Raw genomic sequence first — 16,948 nt, 5'->3', positions numbered from 1 at the left:
AGCGAAATAAAGGAGGAGCCCGAAGGGCGGGGGACATTCGCGGAGGGAAGTACCCGCTGTCCTGTGCACGCGCCCCGGACGCCCCTCTCGAAGCAAGACAGCAGAAAACCGAATTGAACAGATTGAAGGGTACGGACATGACCGACCACTACGACGCACTAGAGATCCGCGACCCTGCCGAACGCGAACGCGACCTGCTGGCCGCGCTGCCCCGACAGATCACCCAGGCCCAGACCGCCGCACCCGCCCTCTCGAAGATCCTCGACGGCATCACGGCCGCCGACGTCACCACGCGCGAAGCCCTCGCGAAGCTGCCGGTCACGCGCAAGTCGGAACTGCTCGAACTGCAGAAGCAAGGCCGCGAGAACGATCCATTCGGTGGCTTCTCGGCCATTGCGCGCGGCACCCGCATGCCGCGCATATTCGCGAGCCCCGGCACCATCTACGAACCCGAGGGCGAGGCGCGCGACTACTGGCGCACCGCGCGCGCGCTGCATGCCGCGGGCTTTCGCAGCGGCGAGCTGATCCACAACAGCTTCAGCTATCACATGACACCTGCCGGCTCCATCATGGAGAGCGGCGCGCGCGCCGTCGGTTGTACCGTGTTCGCGGGCGGCACCGGCCAGACCGAACAGCAGCTCGAGGCCATGGTCGACCTCAAGCCCGAAGGGTATGCCGGCACCCCGAGCTTTCTCAAGATCCTGCTCGAGAAGGCCGAGGAGAAGGGCCAGAAGCTGCCCTGGCTCACCAAGGCCCTGGTCTCGGGCGAGGCCTTTCCGCCGAGCCTGCACGACTGGATCGCCGCGCGCGGCGTGAAGGGCACCCAGTGCTACGCCACCGCCGACCTCGGCCTCATCGCCTACGAGACCAGCGCGCGCGAAGGCCTGGTGCTCGACGAGGGCGTGCTGGTCGAGATCGTGCGGCCCGGCACCGGCGATCCCGTGCCCGACGGCGAGGTCGGCGAGATCGTCGTGACCACCTTCAACCCCGACTATCCGCTGGTGCGCTTCGGCACCGGCGACCTCTCGGCCGTGCTCGCGGGCACCTGCCCCACGGGTCGCACCAACAAGCGCATCAAGGGCTGGCTCGGCCGCGCCGACCAGACCACCAAGGTGCGCGGCATGTTCGTGCATCCCTCGCAGGTGGCCGAGATCGCGCGGCGCTTTCCCGAGATCCAGCGCGCGCGGCTCGTCGTGTCGGGCGAGATGGGCGACGACCAGATGAACTTCCGGCTCGAATGCGCGGGCGCGCCCGAGGGCCTGGTGGTGCGCATCGCCGAGGCCGTGCGCGAAGTGACCAAGCTGCGCGGCACCATCGAGCTGGTGGCGCCCGGCAGCCTGCCGAACGACGGCAAGGTGATCGAGGACGCCCGCAGCTACAAGTAGCGCCGGTACAGCCGGCGCGTCATGCCGCGCGCCAGCAGCACCGTGAGCACCGCGTAGAGCGCGATCAGCACGGCCATGAAGCCGGCCATCGCGCCGATGCCCTGCAGCGCCTTGATGGCGCCCACCGCGAGCGCGAACCACAGGAACGCGAAGACGATGCAGCCGAGCTGCACCAGCACGAAGCTCAGCACCGCGGCCGACACCGCGCGAAACGGCCGCACCGGCCACAGGCCCGGGCGCGTGCCCAGCCAGCCGCCCCAGAGGGCGAGCGCGCCGGCCACGACCGGCGGCAGGGCCCAGGTCAGCAGCAGCGCCCAGGGCCCGCCATCCTGCGAAGCACCGGCCCAGCGCGCCACGGCGAGCGCGCTCCAGACCTGCAGCGACGCGAACAGCCCGCCCACCAGCAGCGCCACCGCCAAGCGCGGCGAGGCTCCGGCCGGCACCGTCGAGACTTCATCGGGCGCGCGCGCATCGAGCGCCTCCGCGGCCGCCGAGCGACTGCGGCGCAACGCGAAACGGGCCGCGAGCCAGAGGCCCAGCACGAGCACCCCCAGTTGCACCAGCGACTGCAGCAGCGCCGCGAGTCCCAGGCTCAGCCGTGGCACCGCGCCGCCCAGCAACTCGGCATAGCGCCCGCCCGGCATGAACATCAGCTGCAGCTCGTAGAACAGCGGCGTGAGCGCGAGATGGTTGAGCACCAGCACCAGCAGCCAGACGCCACCGAAACGCAGCCGCGCGCCGCCCGACAGCGCCACCCGCGGCACGCCCAGCCGTTCGAGCGCGTGGCGGCCATGGCTCCAGGCCAGGCCGCCGATCAAGGCCCACGACATCGCCGTGCTTGCGACCAGCAGGATCCACACGCCAGCCTGCGCATAGGCGCGGCGGATCTGTGCCGCCTCGTCGGTGCCCGGCAGCAGCAGCATCGACAGGTTGATCGCGAGCAGCACGGCATCGAGGCCGACCGCGATCAGCGCAAAGTCGCGCGGCAGGCGCAGCGCGCGGGCATGGGCGGGATCGGCGGTCGTCATCGGTCGGCAGGTCGTGTCGCTGTAAGGAAATGGCAGTCGACACGAGCGTATCGGAGGACGGCGGGACCGCCGTGTAGGCTCAGTGCGCGAGTGCGGGCTCCCGCGCGGCGGGTTCGGGGCCCACGTAGACCGACTGCGGCCGGATCAGCCGCCCCTTCTTCACCTGTTCGCGCGCATGCGCGAGCCAGCCCGCGGTGCGACCGGCCGCGAACACGCAGGTGAAGCTCTCGCGGCCGAAGCCCAGTGCCTCGAGCAGCAGCGCCGTGTAGAACTCGACGTTGGTCTCGAGCGGCCGGTCGGGCTTTTTCTCGCGCAGGATCGCGAGCGCGGCCTGCTCCGCGGCCTCGGCCAGCGCGAAGCGCGCGGCATCGACCCCGCCCTCGGCGCTGAGCCGCTTCAGCGCGCCCTTGAGCGCATCCGCGCGCGGATCGCGCACGCGGTAGATGCGGTGGCCGAAGCCCATCAGGCGCTGGCCCTCGGCCACGGCCGCCTCGAGCCAGGCGCGGGCCCGCTCGGCACTGCCGATGGCATCGAGTGCATCGAGCACCGGCCCGGGCGCGCCGCCATGCAGCGGCCCCTTGAGCGCGCTGATGCCCGCGAGCACCGCCGAGGCCAGTCCCGCGCCGGTGGAGGCCACCACGCGCGCCGCGAAGGTCGAGGCATTGAGGCCGTGGTCGCAGACGGTGACGAGGTAGGTGTCGAGCGCCGCCGCCTGCGCGGCCGTGGGCGCGCGGCCATGCAGCATGCGCAGCATGTCGGCCGCGTGGCCCAGGCCTTCGTCGGGCGCGAGCGCCGGCACGCCGAGCCGCCAGCGCATCACCGCGCCGGTGTAGACCGCCGGGCCCGCGAGCAGGCGCAGCGCGGTCGCGAGGTCGTCGCCGTCGGGCAACCGCGCGAGCAGCGCGCGCACGGCCTCGATCGCCGGCAGCCGGCGCAGCTGCGCCTCGTCGCCGGGCTGCAGCCGTTCGAAGGCTTCGCGCCGCGCGCGCCCCAGCGCGACGCGCAGGCTGGCGGCATCGGGCGCGCGTTCGAAGAAGCCCTCGAACAGCGCGGCCGCCACGTCCTCGAACTGCCAGCGGCGCGCGATCTCGTCGAGCGTGTGGCCGCGGATCACCAGCCGGCCCGCCGCGCCATCCACCTCCGACAGCACGGTGTGCGCCGCCACCACGCCTTCGAGTCCATCGTCGTTCATCGTTTCATGCTCCATCTGTGTTCACGATGCGGACGATTCTGGCGCCGCTAACATTGACGTCAATCTTGATCCATTCCGTCAACATGACCCGCTCCTCGCCCTGGCTTCCCGCCGCCGAAGCGCTCGCCCTGATGCAGGTGCGGCCCCAGACGCTCTATGCCGGCGTGAGCCGCGGCCGCATCCGCGCCAAGCCCGATGCCGCCGACCCGCGGCGCAGCCTCTACCACCGCGACGACGTGCAGCGGCTCGCGGCGCGCGCGCAGGGGCGGCGCAGCAGCGAGGCGGTGGCGAGCGAAGCGATCCAGTGGGGCGAGCCGGTGCTGCCCTCGGCCGTGTCGACCGTGGCCGGCGGACGGCTCTGGTACCGCGGGCAGGACGCCTGCGCGCTGTCGATCGAGGCCACGCTCGAGGACGTGGCGGGCCTGCTGTGGGAATGCGCGCCGCCGCGTCTGTCTGCCGATGAGGCCGGCGCACGCGACGGCATGCCGCCGCTGCAGGCGGGCCTGCGCGCGCTCGCCATGCGCGCGGCGGTCGACCCGCCCTCGCGCGGCCGCTCGCCGCAGGCCTTGCGCGTCGAGGCCGCCGAGGTGGTGGGCACGCTGGCCGATGCGCTGATCGGCAAGGTGCCCGCGAGCGCCGCCACGCAGCCGCTGCATGCGCGCCTCGCCGCGGCCTGGCGCCGGCCGCGTGCCGCTGCGCAACTACGCCGTGCGCTGGTGCTGCTGGCCGACCACGAGCTCAATGCCTCGACCTTCGCGGCGCGCGTGACGGCCTCCACCGGCGCCTCGCTCGCGGCCTGCCTGCTGACCGGCCTTGCAACGCTGACCGGCCCGCTGCATGGCGGCGCGGCGCGCGCGGTGCAGGCGCTGGTGCGGCAAGCCGAGCAGTCGAGCGCCGACACGGCCGCGCGCGAGTGGCTCGCGCACGACCGGCCGCTCGCGGCCTTCGGCCATCCGCTCTATCCGGCCGGCGACGTGCGCTGCGCCGCGCTGCTCGAGGACCTCGAACTGCCGCCGGCCTTCGCTGCGCTGCGCGAGGCCGGCGAGCGCCTCGTGGGCGAGCCCGTCAACATCGACTTCGCGCTGGCCACGCTCGCGGCCGTGCACAAGCTGCCGGCCGATGCGCCGCTGGTGCTGTTCGCGCTCGCGCGCAGCGTGGGCTGGACCGCGCATGTGCTCGAGCAGGCGGCGACGGGCCACCTGATCCGCCCGCGGGCGCGTTACACGGGGCCGGCCGTCGCGCAGGACTGAAGCGCGGACTCAGTGGTGCTGCAGCGCTGCCTCGTGCGCCAGCTCGAACAAGCGCACCATCTCGCGGTTGAAGGCCGGCAGGTCGTCGGGCTTGCGGCTGGTCACGAGCTCATGGTCGACCACGACCTCCTGGTCGCTCCAGCGCGCGCCCGCGTTGCGCAGGTCGGCGCGCAGCGAGGGCCACGAGGTCATGCGCCGGTCCTTCACGCCGCCGGCATCGATCAGGGTCCAGGGTCCGTGGCAGATCGCCGCGATCGGCTTGCCGGCCTCGACGAAGGCGCGCACGAACGCGACCGCCTTCTCGTCGATGCGCAGGGCATCGGGATTGACGACGCCGCCGGGCAGCAGCAGCGCATCGAAGTCGTCGGGGTTCGCGGTCTTGAGCGGCACGTCGACCTCGAAGGTGTCGGCCGGGTCGTGGTGGTTCCAGCCGCGCACGCTGCCGTCGAGCGGCGAGACGACCTGCGTCTTCGCGCCCGCGGCCTCCAGCGCCTTGCGCGGCTCGGTCATCTCGACCTGCTCGAAGCCGTCCGACACGAGGATCGCGACCGTCATTCCGTCCAGCGAAGAGGTGGTGATGGTGGGCATGGTGAATCACTCCTTGGGTGGGTTTCTCGAGGCAATGAAACTTCACCCTAGGCCCGTGCCACGCCTGCCGCATCGGCCGGCGCCGGCCGCCCTTGTCGGACAGTTCGACGGCCGGCAACCTCCGCTTACTTGTCGAGACCGGCGAGACAGACGTACTTGACCTCGAGGAAGTCGTCGAGCCCGTACTTCGAACCCTCGCGCCCGAGTCCCGACTGCTTGACGCCGCCGAACGGCGCCTCGGCGGTCGACACCAGGCCGGTGTTGACGCCGACGATGCCCGACTCCAGCGACTCGGCCACGCGCATGATGCGGCCGATGTCGCGGCTGTAGAAGTACGCGGCGAGGCCGAACTCGGTGTCGTTGGCCGCCGCGACGGCCTGCTCCTCGGTGTCGAAGGCGAAGATCGGCGCCAGCGGGCCGAAGGTCTCCTCGCGCGCGAACAGCATGTCGGCGGTGGCGCCGCCGATCACGGTCGGTTCGTAGAACAGGCCGCCCAGCGCATGGCGCTTGCCGCCGGCCAACACCTGGCCGCCCTTGGCCACGGCATCGGCCACGTGCTCCTCGATCTTCTCGATCGCCTTGGCATCGATCAGCGGTCCCTGGTTGACGCCAGCCTCGGTGCCGTCGCCGACCTTGAGCGCCTTGACCTTGGCCACCAGCTTCTGCGTGAAGGCCTCGAGCACGCCGCGCTGCACGTAGAGGCGGTTGGCGCAGACGCAGGTCTGGCCGGTGTTGCGGTACTTCGAGACCATCGCGCCCTCGACGGCCGCGTCGATGTCGGCATCGTCGAACACGATGAAGGGCGCGTTGCCGCCGAGCTCGAGCGAGAGCTTCTTGATGGTGTCGGCCGACTGCTTCATCAGCGTGCGGCCGACCTCGGTGGAGCCGGTGAAGGTGAGCTTGCGCACGATCGGGCTGCGCGTCATCTCGCCGCCGATCTTGCTGGCCGAGCCGGTGAGCACCGACAGCAGGCCCTTGGGCACGCCCGCGCGCTCGGCCAGTTCGGCGAAGGCCAGCGCCGAGTACGGCGTCTGCGTGGCGGGCTTGACCACCATCGCGCAGCCCGCGGCCAGCGCCGGGCCGGCCTTGCGCGTGAGCATGGCGGCCGGGAAGTTCCAGGGCGTGATCGCGGCCGTCACGCCCACGGGCTGCTTGAGCGCGAGGATGCGGCGGTCGGCCTGCGGCGCGGGAATGGTGTCGCCGTAGACGCGGCGCGCCTCCTCGGCGAACCACTCGATGAACGAGGCGGCGTAGGCGATCTCGCCGCGGCTCTCGGCCAGCGGCTTGCCCTGCTCGGTGGTCATGATCAGCGCGAGGTCGTCGACGTTGGCCAGCATCAGGTCGTTGAGCTTGCGCAGGATCGCCGAACGCTCCTTGGCGGGCAGCCGGGCCCAGGCCTTCTGGGCCTTCTCGGCGGCCGCGATGGCACGCTCGGTCTCGGCCGTGCCGCACATCGGCACGCTGCCGATGGTCTCGCCGTTGGCGGGGTTGGTCACGGCGACGGTGGTGCCGTCGTCGGCATCGATCCAGGCGCCGGCAACATAGGCCTGCTGGCGCAGCAGGGTCGGGTCTTTGAGTCGAAGGGCGGGCATCGGGCAGGGTCTCCGGGTCGTCGTTGCTGAAAGGGGAAACGACGAGGGGACCACGCCCGGGCCCGGGCCGCAAGCCGCGCGCGCCAAATCCGCGCGTGCGGCTCGGGTTTGGCGACGCCTACTTGCAGCTCGCGGGCAGGGCCTTCTCGGCCAGGCCCTCGCCGGCGCCGCAGGTCCAGCGCAGGCCGTCGCCGGAGGGCGCGGGCTCCATCAGCAGCGTGCCGCGCGCGGTCTGCACCTCGACCACCATGGTGTCGCTGTCGAGCCGCAGCGCGGTGCCGTCGGGCAGGGTCTCGGGCAGTCCCGCGGCTTCGAGGCTCTCGGGGATCTCCTCCTTCTCGCGGTAGTACTCGGCGAGCGCGAGGCGCACCGGCGCACCGTTGGCCCAGGCCTGCGCGACCACCGCGCGCGACTGGTAGTCCTGGTAGGCGGGCAGCGCCACCGCGGCCAGGATGCCGATCACGGCCACCGTCACCAGGATGCCGAGCGCGCCGCCGCCGGCGCGGCCCGCGTAGGGCACGAACAGGCCCAGCAGGTAGGCCGCGGGATTGCGCTCGGGCAGCCGCGCGGCCGGGTCGATGGCGCGTGCCACGCGCTTGGTGAGCCAGGGGTAGCCGCCGACCACTTCGTGGAACGAGCCCCAGAAGCCGGCATTGGCGCGCGACTGCGCCGCATAGGCGTTCATGTCGACGTTGCGCCACTGGTGCGCGCCGGCGGCCAGCGCGAGCAGCGCGCGCGGCGCGGAATCGAGCTGCTCGCAGCAGGCGGCGCCATGCAGGTCGCAGGTGTATTCCTTGGCGCGCGCATAGGCCGCGCCCAACAGCGGCAGCCACAGCACCGGCGCGCGCCAGAAGTGGCCCGTGAGGTGCTTGCGCCGGATGTGGCCGAGCTCGTGGCCGATGTAGAAGTTGATGCCGTCGGGTTGCGGCTCCATGGCGTCGACCACGTCCGACAGCAGGATCACGAAGTCGCGCCCGAGGAAGCGGGTGGCGAAGGCGTTGAACATGCCGTCGCCGTGCAGCAGGTAGGCCTCGGGCGGCTTGGCGATGCCGAGCCGGGCGCAGCAGGCCTCGAAGCGCGCGTTGAGTTCGGGCAGCTGGGTCGGCGAGAGCTTCACGCCGGTGCCCTTGATCCAGGCGATCAGCGCCGAGTGCGCGAAGCAGTAGCCGATGAAGCCCATCAGCAGGTAGAGCAGCAGGATGCCGAAGGTGCCCACCAGCAGGGCCAGCCAGACCAGCAGGCCGAGCACGAGCGTGATCGCGCCGAGCGTGCGCTCGCGCGGATAGACCAGAGGATCCATGTGTGTTTTCCCTTCTTTTGTCGCGGCCCGGCGGGCCGCACCGTCGTTGCGGTATGCGCGCCCCCCATGGCGCGTCTCCCAGGGAAACATCATGCCCGAGCAGCGCGGCGCAACGATGGCGCCCCTCCTTCCGCAGGAGCCTCTGCCCGCATCGCCGTGTGGACTAGGGCTTGTGGGGATTCGTCAGGGCATGGTCAGCCTTTAAGATCGCGCCCGCTTTCAATTTCCCTTCATTCCTTTTTCCTCTTCCGGGGGTCCTCTCCATGAAAAAACTGCTAGCCCTGACGGCGATCGCCGCTGTTGCCATCGGCGCCCACGCCCAGGACTACCCGAGCGGCAAGCCCATCAGCATCGTGGTGCCCTTCGCCGCCGGCGGCCCCACCGACCGCGTCGCGCGCGACCTGGCAGAAGCGCTGCGCAAGCCGCTCGGCGGCGCCAGCGTGGTGATCGACAACGTGCCCGGCGCGGGCAGCTCGATCGGCGCGGCCAAGGTGGCGCGCGCGGCACCGGACGGCTACACGCTGCTGCTCAACCACATCGCGATGTCGACCATCCCGACGCTGGTGCGCAACGTGCCGTTCAAGGTCGAGAGCGACTTCGAGTACCTGGGCATCATCAACGACGTGCCGATGACGCTGATCGCCAAGCCCAGCCTGCCGGCCAACAACTACAAGGAACTGACCGACTGGATCGGCGCCAACAAGGGCAAGATCAACCTCGGCAACGCGGGCGTGGGCTCGGCCTCGCACCTGTGCGGCCTGCTCTACCAGAGCGCGATGAAGACCGAGATGACGCCCGTGCCCTACAAGGGAACGGCGCCGGCCATCACCGACCTGATCGGCGGCCAGATCGACCTGCTGTGCGACCAGACCACCAACACCTCGCCGCAGATCGAGGGCAAGAAGGTCAAGGCCTATGCCGTGACCACGCCCAAGCGCCTGACGGTGCCGCTGCTCAAGGACCTGCCCACGCTGCAGGAGTCGGGCCTGAAGGACTTCCAGGTCACGATCTGGCACGGCCTCTATGCGCCCAAGGGCACGCCGGCACCGGTGCTGAAGAAGCTCAACGACGCGCTGAAGGTCGCGCTCAAGGACCCGGACTTCCTGAAGAAGGAAGAAGCGCTGGGCGCCGTGGTGGCGGTCGACGGCCGCATCGAGCCCGATGGCCACAAGAAGTTCGTGCAGGCCGAGATCGCCAAGTGGAGCCCGATCATCAAGGCCGCGGGCGTCTACGCCGACTGATCGATCGCGTCGCTCGCATCAACGACGAAGCCGCCGGCCCTCGCGGGCCCGGCGGCTTTTTTCATGGGCCGCGGAGCGCGGCCCGGCCGGTTCACTTCGGGCGGATCGCGTCGGCCGTGCCCTGGATGAAGGCCTTGATGCTCTCGATGTCGTCGGCCGAGAGCTTGCCCGTGAAGTCGGGCATGCCGCGCGCCATCGCCGGGCCCTTGAGCACGAACTTGTCGAGGTTCTCGATGTAGGCGGAATCGAGGTAGCCGAGGTTCGGGATGTTGCCGCCGCGGTCCACGCCCGGCACGCCGTGGCAGAAGACGCAGTTGCTGACGTAGAGCATGGTGCCGGCCTGGACCTTGGCCGGGTCGTACTTCACGCCCTGCACCAGCTTGCTCATGCGGTACTGCACGAAGTCCGGCATCTTGGCCGTGCCGCCGACCGCGAAGGTGTAGACGGTGCCCGGGCCCTGGCGCTCGGTGGCGCGCTGCGCGAGGCCGTAGACGCCGCCCCAGCCCACGGCCACCGACACGTACTGCTTGCCATCGACCATGTAGGTGGCGGGCGCGGCGACCACGCCGGTGCCGGTGGGGGTCTCCCAGAGCTTGTCGCCGTTGCGCGCGTCGTAGGCCACGAGCCGGCCGTCGGCCGTGCCCTGGAACACCAGGTTGCCCGCGGTGGTGAGGGTGCCGCCGTTCCACGGCGAGGCGTAGTCCACGCCCCAGGCCTCCTTCTGCTTGACCGGGTCCCAGGCCACGAGGCGGCCGAAGGGCTTGCTGGTGGGCGGCTCGACGTTGGCGAACTTGCCGGTGTTCCAGCCCAGCGCGGCATGCGGGCGGCCCGGTGCGTTCTGGTCGAACTTCCAGTCCTTGTCGTCCATCAGGTTCAGCGGCACGTGCTGCGCGGGCAGGTAGGCCAGGCCGGTCTGCGGATTGAAGGACATCGGGTGCCAGTTGTGCGCGCCGAAGGGGCCGGGGATGCTGTCGCCGGGCTTCTCGTTCTGGCGCGCGGCGGCGATCTCGATCGGGCGGCCGTTCTTGTCGAAGCCGGTGGCCCAGTTGACCTCGACGAAGTTCTTCGCCGAGATGAACTTGCCGTTGGTGCGGTCGATGACGAAGAAGAAGCCGTTCTTCGGCGCATGCAGCACCACCTTGCGCTGCTTGCCGTCGACCTTGATGTTGGCCAGGATCATCGGCTGCGTGGAGGTGTAGTCCCAGTTGTCGCCGGGCGTCTCCTGGTAGTGCCAGACGTACTTGCCGGTGTCGGGGTTGAGCGCGACCACCGAGCCCAGGTAGAGGTTGTCGCCGCCCTTGGGGCTGCGCGCCTTGTGGGCCCAGGGCGAACCGTTGCCGGTGCCGATGTACATCAGGTTGAGCTCGGGATCGAAGGCCATCGAGTCCCACACGGTGCCGCCGCCGCCGGCCTCCCAGTACTTGCCGTCGGGGTCCCAGGTCCTGGCGGCGCGCGCCATGGCCTCGTTCTCGAAGGGCTTGGCGGGATCGCCGGGCACGGTGAACCAGCGCCACTTCTGTTCGCCGCTGGCCGCGTCGTAGGCCGTGATGTAGCCGCGCACGCCGTACTCGGCGCCGCCGTTGCCGATGATCACCTTGCCCTTGAACACGCGCGGCGCGCCGGTGATGGTGTAGCTGCCCTTCTGGCCCTCGATGGTGTTCTTCTCCCAGAGCTTGCGGCCGCTGGCGGCATCGAGCGCGATCAGGCGGCCGTCGTAGGCGCCCACGTAGACCTTGCCCTCGTACAACGCAACGCCTCGGTTCACCACGTCGCAGCAGCCCCTGAAGCCTTTGGACTTATCGACCTCGGGATCGAAGGTCCACAGCTTCTGGCCGGTGCGCGTGTCGATCGCATGCACCACGCTCCACGAGGCCGTGACGTACATGATGCCGTCGACCACCAGCGGCGTGGCCTCGACGCCGCGCGTGGACTGCAGGTCGTAGGACCAGACCAGGCCGAGCTGCTTCACGTTGCCCGCGTTCACCTGGTCGAGCTTGCTGAAGCGCGTCTCGGCGTAGTCCAGGCCGATGCTGGGCCAGTCGGGCGTCTGCTTCTGCGCCGCGTTGGCGCGGATGAAGCTGCCGTTGACACGCTGGGCGACGGCGGCGGCACGGTCCTGCGGCGAGGGCCCGCTGCCCTGCGCCGCGGCGATCGATGCGGCCGCGAGCAGCCATGCGGCGGCCAGCGCCCCCCGTACCGCGAGCGCGGAGGAATTCCTTCTTCTCGTCATCGTGGGTCTCCTTGTGCCCAGAGAATCGTCCGAGCGGCGCATGCGTTCACCTTCGGGATTTCCCCGATCCGGTGCTGTTCCATTGCGGAACACATTCGATGCTGGTCCCCGGTCCCCTACGGAGGCGATGGCACATGACCCTCGACAGGCTGGGCACGGCGAACGCGCCGCGCCAACTCTTCGCCACCACGCCGGCGCAGCGCGTGGCGCTCGCGCGGCAGCAGTTCTTCGAGGAAGGCGTGCGGCCCTCGGGCCTCGTCGGCGAGGCGGTGCTGCAGTCGTGGATGCGCTGCAGCCGCACCCACAGCGACCGCCAGCGCATCGTGCCCTTCGACCCCGTGACGCCGAGCCGGCTGCACGCCACGCTGGCGCGCAACCGCGAGCTGCTCGAGGTGGCGCGCCAGGAGCTCGCGAGCATGGAGCACTCGCTCGCGGGCACCGACTGCCGCGTGATCCTCACCGACCGCGACGGCGTGGTGGTGCACGTCACGCACGAGCCCGCGCCCGCGCACCAGCCGGTGCTGCGCAAGACCGCGCGCGTGGGCGTGAACATCTCCGAGCGCGTGGTGGGCACCACCGCGCCCGGCATCGTCGCGAGCACCGGGCTGGCCTGCACGGTCGACGGCGCCGAGCACTACTTCGACGTGCTGCGCGAGATGCAGTGCGCCGCGGCGCCGATCCGCGACGTCGACGGCCGGCTCGCGGGCGTGCTCGACCTCACGGTGGAGGCGCAGCGCTTCGGCTTCGACGCGGCCTCGATGGTCGCGGTCTATGCGACCACGATCGAGAACCGCCTGCTGCAGGCGCAGTCGCGCGAGCACCTGATCCTGCGCTTCCAGGCCAGTCCCACGCTGCTGGGCACGCCGCTCGAGGGGCTGGCCGGCATCGCGGCCGACGGCACCATCGCCTGGCTCAACGGCGCGGGCGCACGGCTGATCGGCCACCTGCCCGAGCATGCCGACGAGCGCGGCGTCGAGTGCCTGCTGGGCCACGACCTCGCGAGCCTGCTGCGGCTGGGCCGGCGCGAGTCGGCACAGCCGCTGCGGCTGGCCAGCGGGCTCGGCGTGTGGGTGCAGGCGCAATTGCAGGGCGCGAACGGCATCGACTTCCGGCATGCGGTGGCGCTGCCGCAGCGCGTCGAGGTGCCGGCGGCGGCGCAGGAGCCGGTGCAGCAGATGCAGCAAGAAGACGCAACGGTGTTGCAGTCCGCCGATGCGCCGGCCATGCCGCAGGCGGGCACGCTGCGCGAGCACAGCCGCAAGCTGATCGAGGAGACGCTGGCCGCGCACGGCGGCAACGTGTCGCAGGCGGCGCGGCAATTGCGCGTGTCGCGCGGCACGCTGTATCGGCGGCTGCGCAGTTGGGAACAGGGGAGCGACGAGCCGGGCGACGCCTAGCTCGTTCTCCTCACTCGCCCTCGCGGCCCGAGCCCGCCTCCACCGGCTGCGATTCGAGCAGCACGCAGATCGCGCGCACCTGCTGCTCGATGATCTTCGCCACCTCGGCGCGGCGCGCCGGCCCCATGCGGCTGGAGATCGCGGCCACGCTCACGGCCGCGATCGGGTTGTCGGGCGGAAAGGCGACGCCGATGGCGGCCGCGCCCGGCGTGGCCGCGCTGTCGAGGAATGAGTGGCCCTGCGCGCGCGTCTGCGCGATGGCCTCGCGCAGGAAGCCCGGTGCGAAGGCGGCGCCGAACTTCGCGTAGCGCGCCTCGTTGGAGGCCACGATCAGTTCGGCTTCGGCCTCCGGCAGCGCGCTGAGGATCGCGAGGCCGCCGGCGCCCACGCCCATCGGCCGGCGGATGCCGACGTCGAGCGTCAGCGCCTTGATCGGATAGGCACCGAGCGCGCGGCTGGTGCAGATCGATTCGGGGCCGCGCCGCTCGCTGAGGTAGACCGTGTCCTGCGTGAGTTCGGCGATGGTGCGCAGCGCCGGCTCGCAGAGCTCGCTCAGGTGGTAGCGCGGCTGGGCCAGCATGCCGAGCTCGTGCAGCAGCGGCCCCAGGTGGTACTTGCGCGTGAGCAGGTCGCGCACCAGCAGGCCCTCGACCTCGAGCCGCTGCAGCATGCGAAAGCAGGTCGACATCGGCAGGCCGCTCAAGTTCACGACGTCGGCGATGCGCATGCCGCGCCGCCCGCGCGAGGCCACCACGCGCAGCATGCCCACCACGCGCTCGATGCTCTGCGTGCCCGAGCGCGCGCCGGCGGCGGTCGTTGGCGAATCGGTCTTGGCAGGGGTTCGGCGTTTAGTTTCCACGATGCGGCAGTAATTCGGGTTGCTCCCCAATGGGGAGGAAGTTGGCTCGACTGTAATCGGTGGATCGAAATACAAGGACTGCCACATCGTGGGAGTCGAAAGCCGAACAAGATGCCCCAGACGATGACCGAGAAGATCCTGGCCCGCGCCGCCGGCAGGCCGCGCGTGGTGCCCGGCGAGGAGATCACGGCGCGGCCCGATTTCGTGATCGCCTACGACTTCCCGGGCTACACCGACGTGTTCTTCAAGGAGACGCGCGAGGACTTCGGCATCGAGAAGGTGTCGAGCCCCGAGCGCTTCGTGCTGTTCATCGACCACATGGTGCCGGCCACCGCGCCGAAGGAAGAGGAGCTGCACAAGATCACCCGCGCCTGGGGCAAGGAACAAGGCGTGCCGGTGCACGAGCGCGAGGGCATCGGCCACCAGGTCGCGGCCGAGCTCGGCTATGCCACGCCGGGCGCCTTCGCCGTGCACTTCGACGGCCACGTGAGCCAGCTCGGCGCCTTCGGCACCTTCGCCTTCGGCGCGCGCAAGGGCGTGCTCGAGTCCTTCGTGACCGAGACGCTGACCTTGACCGTTCCCGCGACCGTGAAGGTCGAGCTCACGGGCACGCTGCAGCCCGGCGTGATGGCGCGCGACGTGTTCCATCACATGGTGCGCGTGATGGGCCCGGCCTCCTGCCGCTTCAAGGTGGTGGAGCTCTGCGGCCCCGTCATCGACGCCATGAGCATCGAGGGCCGCCAGACCCTCTGCGGCCAGGCCATGTTCCTGGGTGCGACCACGATGCTGATCGCGCCCGATGCGAAGACCCTGGACTATGTGCGGGGCCGCTCGAAGATCGCGCTCGACCCTGTCTACCCCGATGCCGATGCGACGTACGAAAGCGTGGTGACGATCGACGTCTCGGCGCTCGAGCCCATCGTCGTGATTCCGCCAAGCCCCGCCAACACGCGCGACCTCAAGGACTACACCGGCATCGAGGTGCACACCGGCTACCTGGGCTCGTGCGCCAGCGGCCGGCTCGAGGACCTGCGCATCGCGGCCGAGGTGCTGCGCGGGCGCCGCATCCAGCCGGGCTTCCAGCTGCACGTGGTGCCGACCTCCAAGGCCATCATGGCGGCGGCCGCGCGCGAGGGGCTGATCGAGGTGCTGGTCGAGGCCGGTGCCTTCATCAGCTCGCCGAGCTGCGACTACTGCTTCGGCCGCATCGCGACCATGAGCGACGGCCAGCGCGCCGTGTCCACCGGCACGCTCAACACGCCGGGCCGCATGGGCAGCGTGGATTCGGAGATCTACATCTGCAACGCGGCGGTGGTCGCGGCCTCGGCGCTCGAGGGCCGCATCGCCGACCCGCGGCCCTACCTGGCGACGGCGCGCGAGGGAGTTTCCGCATGAGCCTCGAGAACCTGCGCGGCCGCGCGGCCTGGGTCTTCGAGGAAGACGACTACGACATCGACCTGATCGTCGGCGTGCGCAACATCAAGATCACCGACGTGAAGGAACTGGCCGCGCTGGCCATGGCCGACTACATGCCCGGCTTCGCGGCCGGCGTGCACAGGGGCGACCTGCTGGTCGGCGGCCACAACTTCGGCTACGGCCATCCGCACTATCCGGCCATGCGCGCCATGCGGCACCTGGGCATCGCGGCGGTGATCGCCGAATCCTTCTCGCCGGGCTTCTTCCGCGGCGAGACCAGCATGGGCTTTCCGCTCGTGAGCTGCCCGGGTATCCGCGCGGCCACGGCGCGCGGCGACGAACTGACGGTCGACTGGGACACGAACGAAGTGAGGAACCTGCGCTCGGGCCAGACCTTGATGCTGCAGCCCTTCTCCGAATCCGAGCGCGGCATGCTCGACGCGGGCGGACTCATCCCCTACCTGAAGCGCCGCGTGGTTCCCGCGAGCTGAGCCCTTCTTCTTTTCCTTTGCAGTGAGTTCATGGCGCAGCGCCCATGTCGGGTCGCCACGCCCTTTTTCTGGAGACACACGATGACTTCATCCCGCCAGGCCCTGCGCCAGCGCATCACCCACGGCCCGACGCTCTGGTTCGGCGGCGCGCAGGACGCGCTGTCGGCCCTGCTGGTCGACCAGTCCGAGTTCGACGGCATCTTCAGCACCGGCTTCGGCGTCTCGGCCGCGCTGCTGGGCCAGCCCGACATGGAGCTCTACACGCTGAGCGAGAACGTCGCCACCGTGAACCGCATGGCGAACGTGGTGCGCAAGCCGATCTTCGTCGACGCCGACACGGGCTACGGCAGCGTGCTCAACGTGGGCCGGGCCGTGCGCGAGTTCGAGAAGGCCGGCGCCGCGGCGCTGCAGCTCGAGGACCAGGTCAGCCCCAAGCGCTGCCCGGCCGCGGCGGCGCCCTCCACGCTGGTGTCCATCGACGACGCGGTGGCGCGCATCAAGGCGGCGCTCGATGCGCGCCTCGACCCCGACCTGCTGATCGTCGCGCGCACCGATGCCCAGGACCCGGGCGAGGCGCTCGAGCGCGCCGCGCGCTATGCCGAGGCCGGCGCCGACCTGATCCAGCCGATCTCGCGCACCTTCGAGCGCTACGAGCAGCTGGCGCAGCTGCGCGAGGCCTGCGGCCGGCGGCTGTCGCTGATGCTGATGGCCGGCACCTGGATGACGGCGCTGACGCGCGAGCAGATCGAGAGCGTGGCGGCCTTCGCGAGCTATCCGATCGCGGGCCTGCTGACCACCGTGCACACGGTGCAGGCCAACCTGCGCGAGCTCGCGCGCCGCCGCTCGGGCGATTTCGCCGACCTGCCCTTCGCCCAGACCTCGATGGCCGACTTCAAGCACATCATCGGCTGGCATGCGCTCGAGGAGCGGCAGGCGCACTACGAGGTCCGCTGAGCCGGCACCACCCGTTTTCCCACCA

14 protein-coding genes are annotated in these 16,948 nt (G+C 70.7%); 7 read left to right on the top strand and 7 right to left on the bottom strand.

Features of this window, described 5'->3' with window-relative positions; all coding sequences use genetic code 11:
* Positions 1-137 precede the first annotated feature (137 nt).
* The gene (locus tag AC07RV_RS27550) at positions 138-1,385 is read left to right on the top strand and encodes a phenylacetate--CoA ligase family protein (protein ID WP_093344121.1); all 1,248 of its coding nucleotides are present in this window, start codon (positions 138-140) and stop codon (positions 1,383-1,385) included.
* On the opposite strand, the gene AC07RV_RS27545 is transcribed toward AC07RV_RS27550, so the two are convergent.
* Together AC07RV_RS27545 and AC07RV_RS27540 are read right to left on the bottom strand one after the other, a co-directional pair.
* On the bottom strand, positions 1,376-2,413 hold the full coding sequence (locus AC07RV_RS27545) for a hypothetical protein (protein WP_296774695.1): 1,038 nt from the start codon (positions 2,411-2,413) through the stop codon (positions 1,376-1,378). The genes AC07RV_RS27550 and AC07RV_RS27545 overlap by 10 nt on opposite strands.
* Before the next feature lie 79 nt (positions 2,414-2,492).
* On the bottom strand, positions 2,493-3,605 hold the full coding sequence (locus tag AC07RV_RS27540; RefSeq protein ID WP_209540502.1) for a citrate synthase/methylcitrate synthase: 1,113 nt from the start codon (positions 3,603-3,605) through the stop codon (positions 2,493-2,495).
* 83 nt (positions 3,606-3,688) lie between these two features.
* Here AC07RV_RS27540 and AC07RV_RS27535 point away from each other — a divergent pair, with 83 nt between their 5' ends.
* Positions 3,689-4,855 carry a citrate synthase gene (locus tag AC07RV_RS27535; RefSeq protein WP_296774692.1) on the top strand — a complete coding sequence of 389 codons (1,167 nt, stop codon included), beginning with the start codon at positions 3,689-3,691 and terminating at the stop codon, positions 4,853-4,855.
* A 9-nt stretch (positions 4,856-4,864) separates the two neighbouring features.
* Here the strand turns inward: AC07RV_RS27535 and AC07RV_RS27530 are convergent, their stop codons facing one another.
* The 3 genes from AC07RV_RS27530 to AC07RV_RS27520 all read right to left on the bottom strand — a co-directional run bounded on the left by AC07RV_RS27530 (position 4,865) and on the right by AC07RV_RS27520 (position 8,335).
* Positions 4,865-5,443 carry a type 1 glutamine amidotransferase domain-containing protein gene (locus AC07RV_RS27530; protein ID WP_296774690.1) on the bottom strand — a complete coding sequence of 193 codons (579 nt, stop codon included), beginning with the start codon at positions 5,441-5,443 and terminating at the stop codon, positions 4,865-4,867.
* 125 nt (positions 5,444-5,568) lie between these two features.
* A complete protein-coding gene (locus AC07RV_RS27525; RefSeq protein WP_296774688.1) occupies positions 5,569-7,035 on the bottom strand; it encodes an NAD-dependent succinate-semialdehyde dehydrogenase in 1,467 nt (488 codons plus the stop codon).
* 118 nt (positions 7,036-7,153) lie between these two features.
* Positions 7,154-8,335 carry a M48 family metalloprotease gene (locus AC07RV_RS27520; protein ID WP_296774686.1) on the bottom strand — a complete coding sequence of 394 codons (1,182 nt, stop codon included), beginning with the start codon at positions 8,333-8,335 and terminating at the stop codon, positions 7,154-7,156.
* Between the two features lie 263 nt (positions 8,336-8,598).
* Between AC07RV_RS27520 and AC07RV_RS27515 the strand changes: the two genes are divergently transcribed.
* Positions 8,599-9,576: a tripartite tricarboxylate transporter substrate-binding protein gene (locus tag AC07RV_RS27515; protein WP_093344113.1), complete on the top strand. Its 978-nt coding sequence runs from the start codon at positions 8,599-8,601 to the stop codon at positions 9,574-9,576.
* Positions 9,577-9,667: 91 nt separating this feature from the next.
* Here AC07RV_RS27515 and AC07RV_RS27510 read toward each other — a convergent pair whose 3' ends face one another.
* On the bottom strand, positions 9,668-11,806 hold the full coding sequence (locus AC07RV_RS27510; protein WP_296774684.1) for a PQQ-dependent dehydrogenase, methanol/ethanol family: 2,139 nt from the start codon (positions 11,804-11,806) through the stop codon (positions 9,668-9,670).
* Positions 11,807-11,940: 134 nt separating this feature from the next.
* Between AC07RV_RS27510 and AC07RV_RS27505 the strand changes: the two genes are divergently transcribed.
* Positions 11,941-13,203, top strand: coding sequence for a helix-turn-helix domain-containing protein (locus AC07RV_RS27505; protein ID WP_296774682.1), 1,263 nt, complete (start codon positions 11,941-11,943; stop codon positions 13,201-13,203).
* Between the two features lie 10 nt (positions 13,204-13,213).
* Here the strand turns inward: AC07RV_RS27505 and AC07RV_RS27500 are convergent, their stop codons facing one another.
* Entirely contained in the window at positions 13,214-14,062 is an 849-nt protein-coding gene (locus tag AC07RV_RS27500) for an IclR family transcriptional regulator (RefSeq protein ID WP_296774681.1), read from the bottom strand.
* A 123-nt stretch (positions 14,063-14,185) separates the two neighbouring features.
* Between AC07RV_RS27500 and AC07RV_RS27495 the strand changes: the two genes are divergently transcribed.
* From AC07RV_RS27495 to AC07RV_RS27485, 3 genes are all read left to right on the top strand, one after another.
* The gene (locus AC07RV_RS27495; RefSeq protein ID WP_296774679.1) at positions 14,186-15,457 is read left to right on the top strand and encodes a 3-isopropylmalate dehydratase large subunit; all 1,272 of its coding nucleotides are present in this window, start codon (positions 14,186-14,188) and stop codon (positions 15,455-15,457) included.
* On the top strand, positions 15,454-15,969 hold the full coding sequence (locus AC07RV_RS27490; RefSeq protein WP_296774677.1) for a LeuD/DmdB family oxidoreductase small subunit: 516 nt from the start codon (positions 15,454-15,456) through the stop codon (positions 15,967-15,969). The genes AC07RV_RS27495 and AC07RV_RS27490 overlap by 4 nt, the downstream gene beginning before the upstream one ends.
* Before the next feature lie 81 nt (positions 15,970-16,050).
* Positions 16,051-16,923, top strand: a complete 873-nt coding sequence (locus AC07RV_RS27485) for an isocitrate lyase/PEP mutase family protein (RefSeq protein ID WP_203203798.1) — start codon at positions 16,051-16,053, stop codon at positions 16,921-16,923.
* Positions 16,924-16,948: the final 25 nt, after the last annotated feature.

The sequence above is a fragment of the Variovorax sp. GW821-FHT09B01 genome (assembly GCF_059418345.1).
Note: the sequence above shows the minus strand (reverse complement) of the source record. Positions and strands in the feature narration are given on the sequence as shown.

Bases quoted from the DNA above. Each gene is read 5' to 3' on its own strand.
- AC07RV_RS27525 (WP_296774688.1), bottom strand. From the start codon at position 7,035: ATGCCCGCCCTTCGACTCAAAGACCCGACCCTGCTGCGCCAGCAGGCC.
- AC07RV_RS27515 (WP_093344113.1), top strand. From the start codon at position 8,599: ATGAAAAAACTGCTAGCCCTGACGGCGATCGCCGCTGTTGCCATCGGC.
- AC07RV_RS27520 (WP_296774686.1), bottom strand. From the start codon at position 8,335: ATGGATCCTCTGGTCTATCCGCGCGAGCGCACGCTCGGCGCGATCACG.
- AC07RV_RS27485 (WP_203203798.1), top strand. From the start codon at position 16,051: ATGACTTCATCCCGCCAGGCCCTGCGCCAGCGCATCACCCACGGCCCG.
- AC07RV_RS27510 (WP_296774684.1), bottom strand. From the start codon at position 11,806: ATGACGAGAAGAAGGAATTCCTCCGCGCTCGCGGTACGGGGGGCGCTG.
- AC07RV_RS27540 (WP_209540502.1), bottom strand. From the start codon at position 3,605: ATGAACGACGATGGACTCGAAGGCGTGGTGGCGGCGCACACCGTGCTG.
- AC07RV_RS27490 (WP_296774677.1), top strand. From the start codon at position 15,454: ATGAGCCTCGAGAACCTGCGCGGCCGCGCGGCCTGGGTCTTCGAGGAA.
- AC07RV_RS27505 (WP_296774682.1), top strand. From the start codon at position 11,941: ATGACCCTCGACAGGCTGGGCACGGCGAACGCGCCGCGCCAACTCTTC.
- AC07RV_RS27495 (WP_296774679.1), top strand. From the start codon at position 14,186: ATGACCGAGAAGATCCTGGCCCGCGCCGCCGGCAGGCCGCGCGTGGTG.
- AC07RV_RS27550 (WP_093344121.1), top strand. From the start codon at position 138: ATGACCGACCACTACGACGCACTAGAGATCCGCGACCCTGCCGAACGC.
- AC07RV_RS27545 (WP_296774695.1), bottom strand. From the start codon at position 2,413: ATGACGACCGCCGATCCCGCCCATGCCCGCGCGCTGCGCCTGCCGCGC.
- AC07RV_RS27535 (WP_296774692.1), top strand. From the start codon at position 3,689: ATGACCCGCTCCTCGCCCTGGCTTCCCGCCGCCGAAGCGCTCGCCCTG.
- AC07RV_RS27530 (WP_296774690.1), bottom strand. From the start codon at position 5,443: ATGCCCACCATCACCACCTCTTCGCTGGACGGAATGACGGTCGCGATC.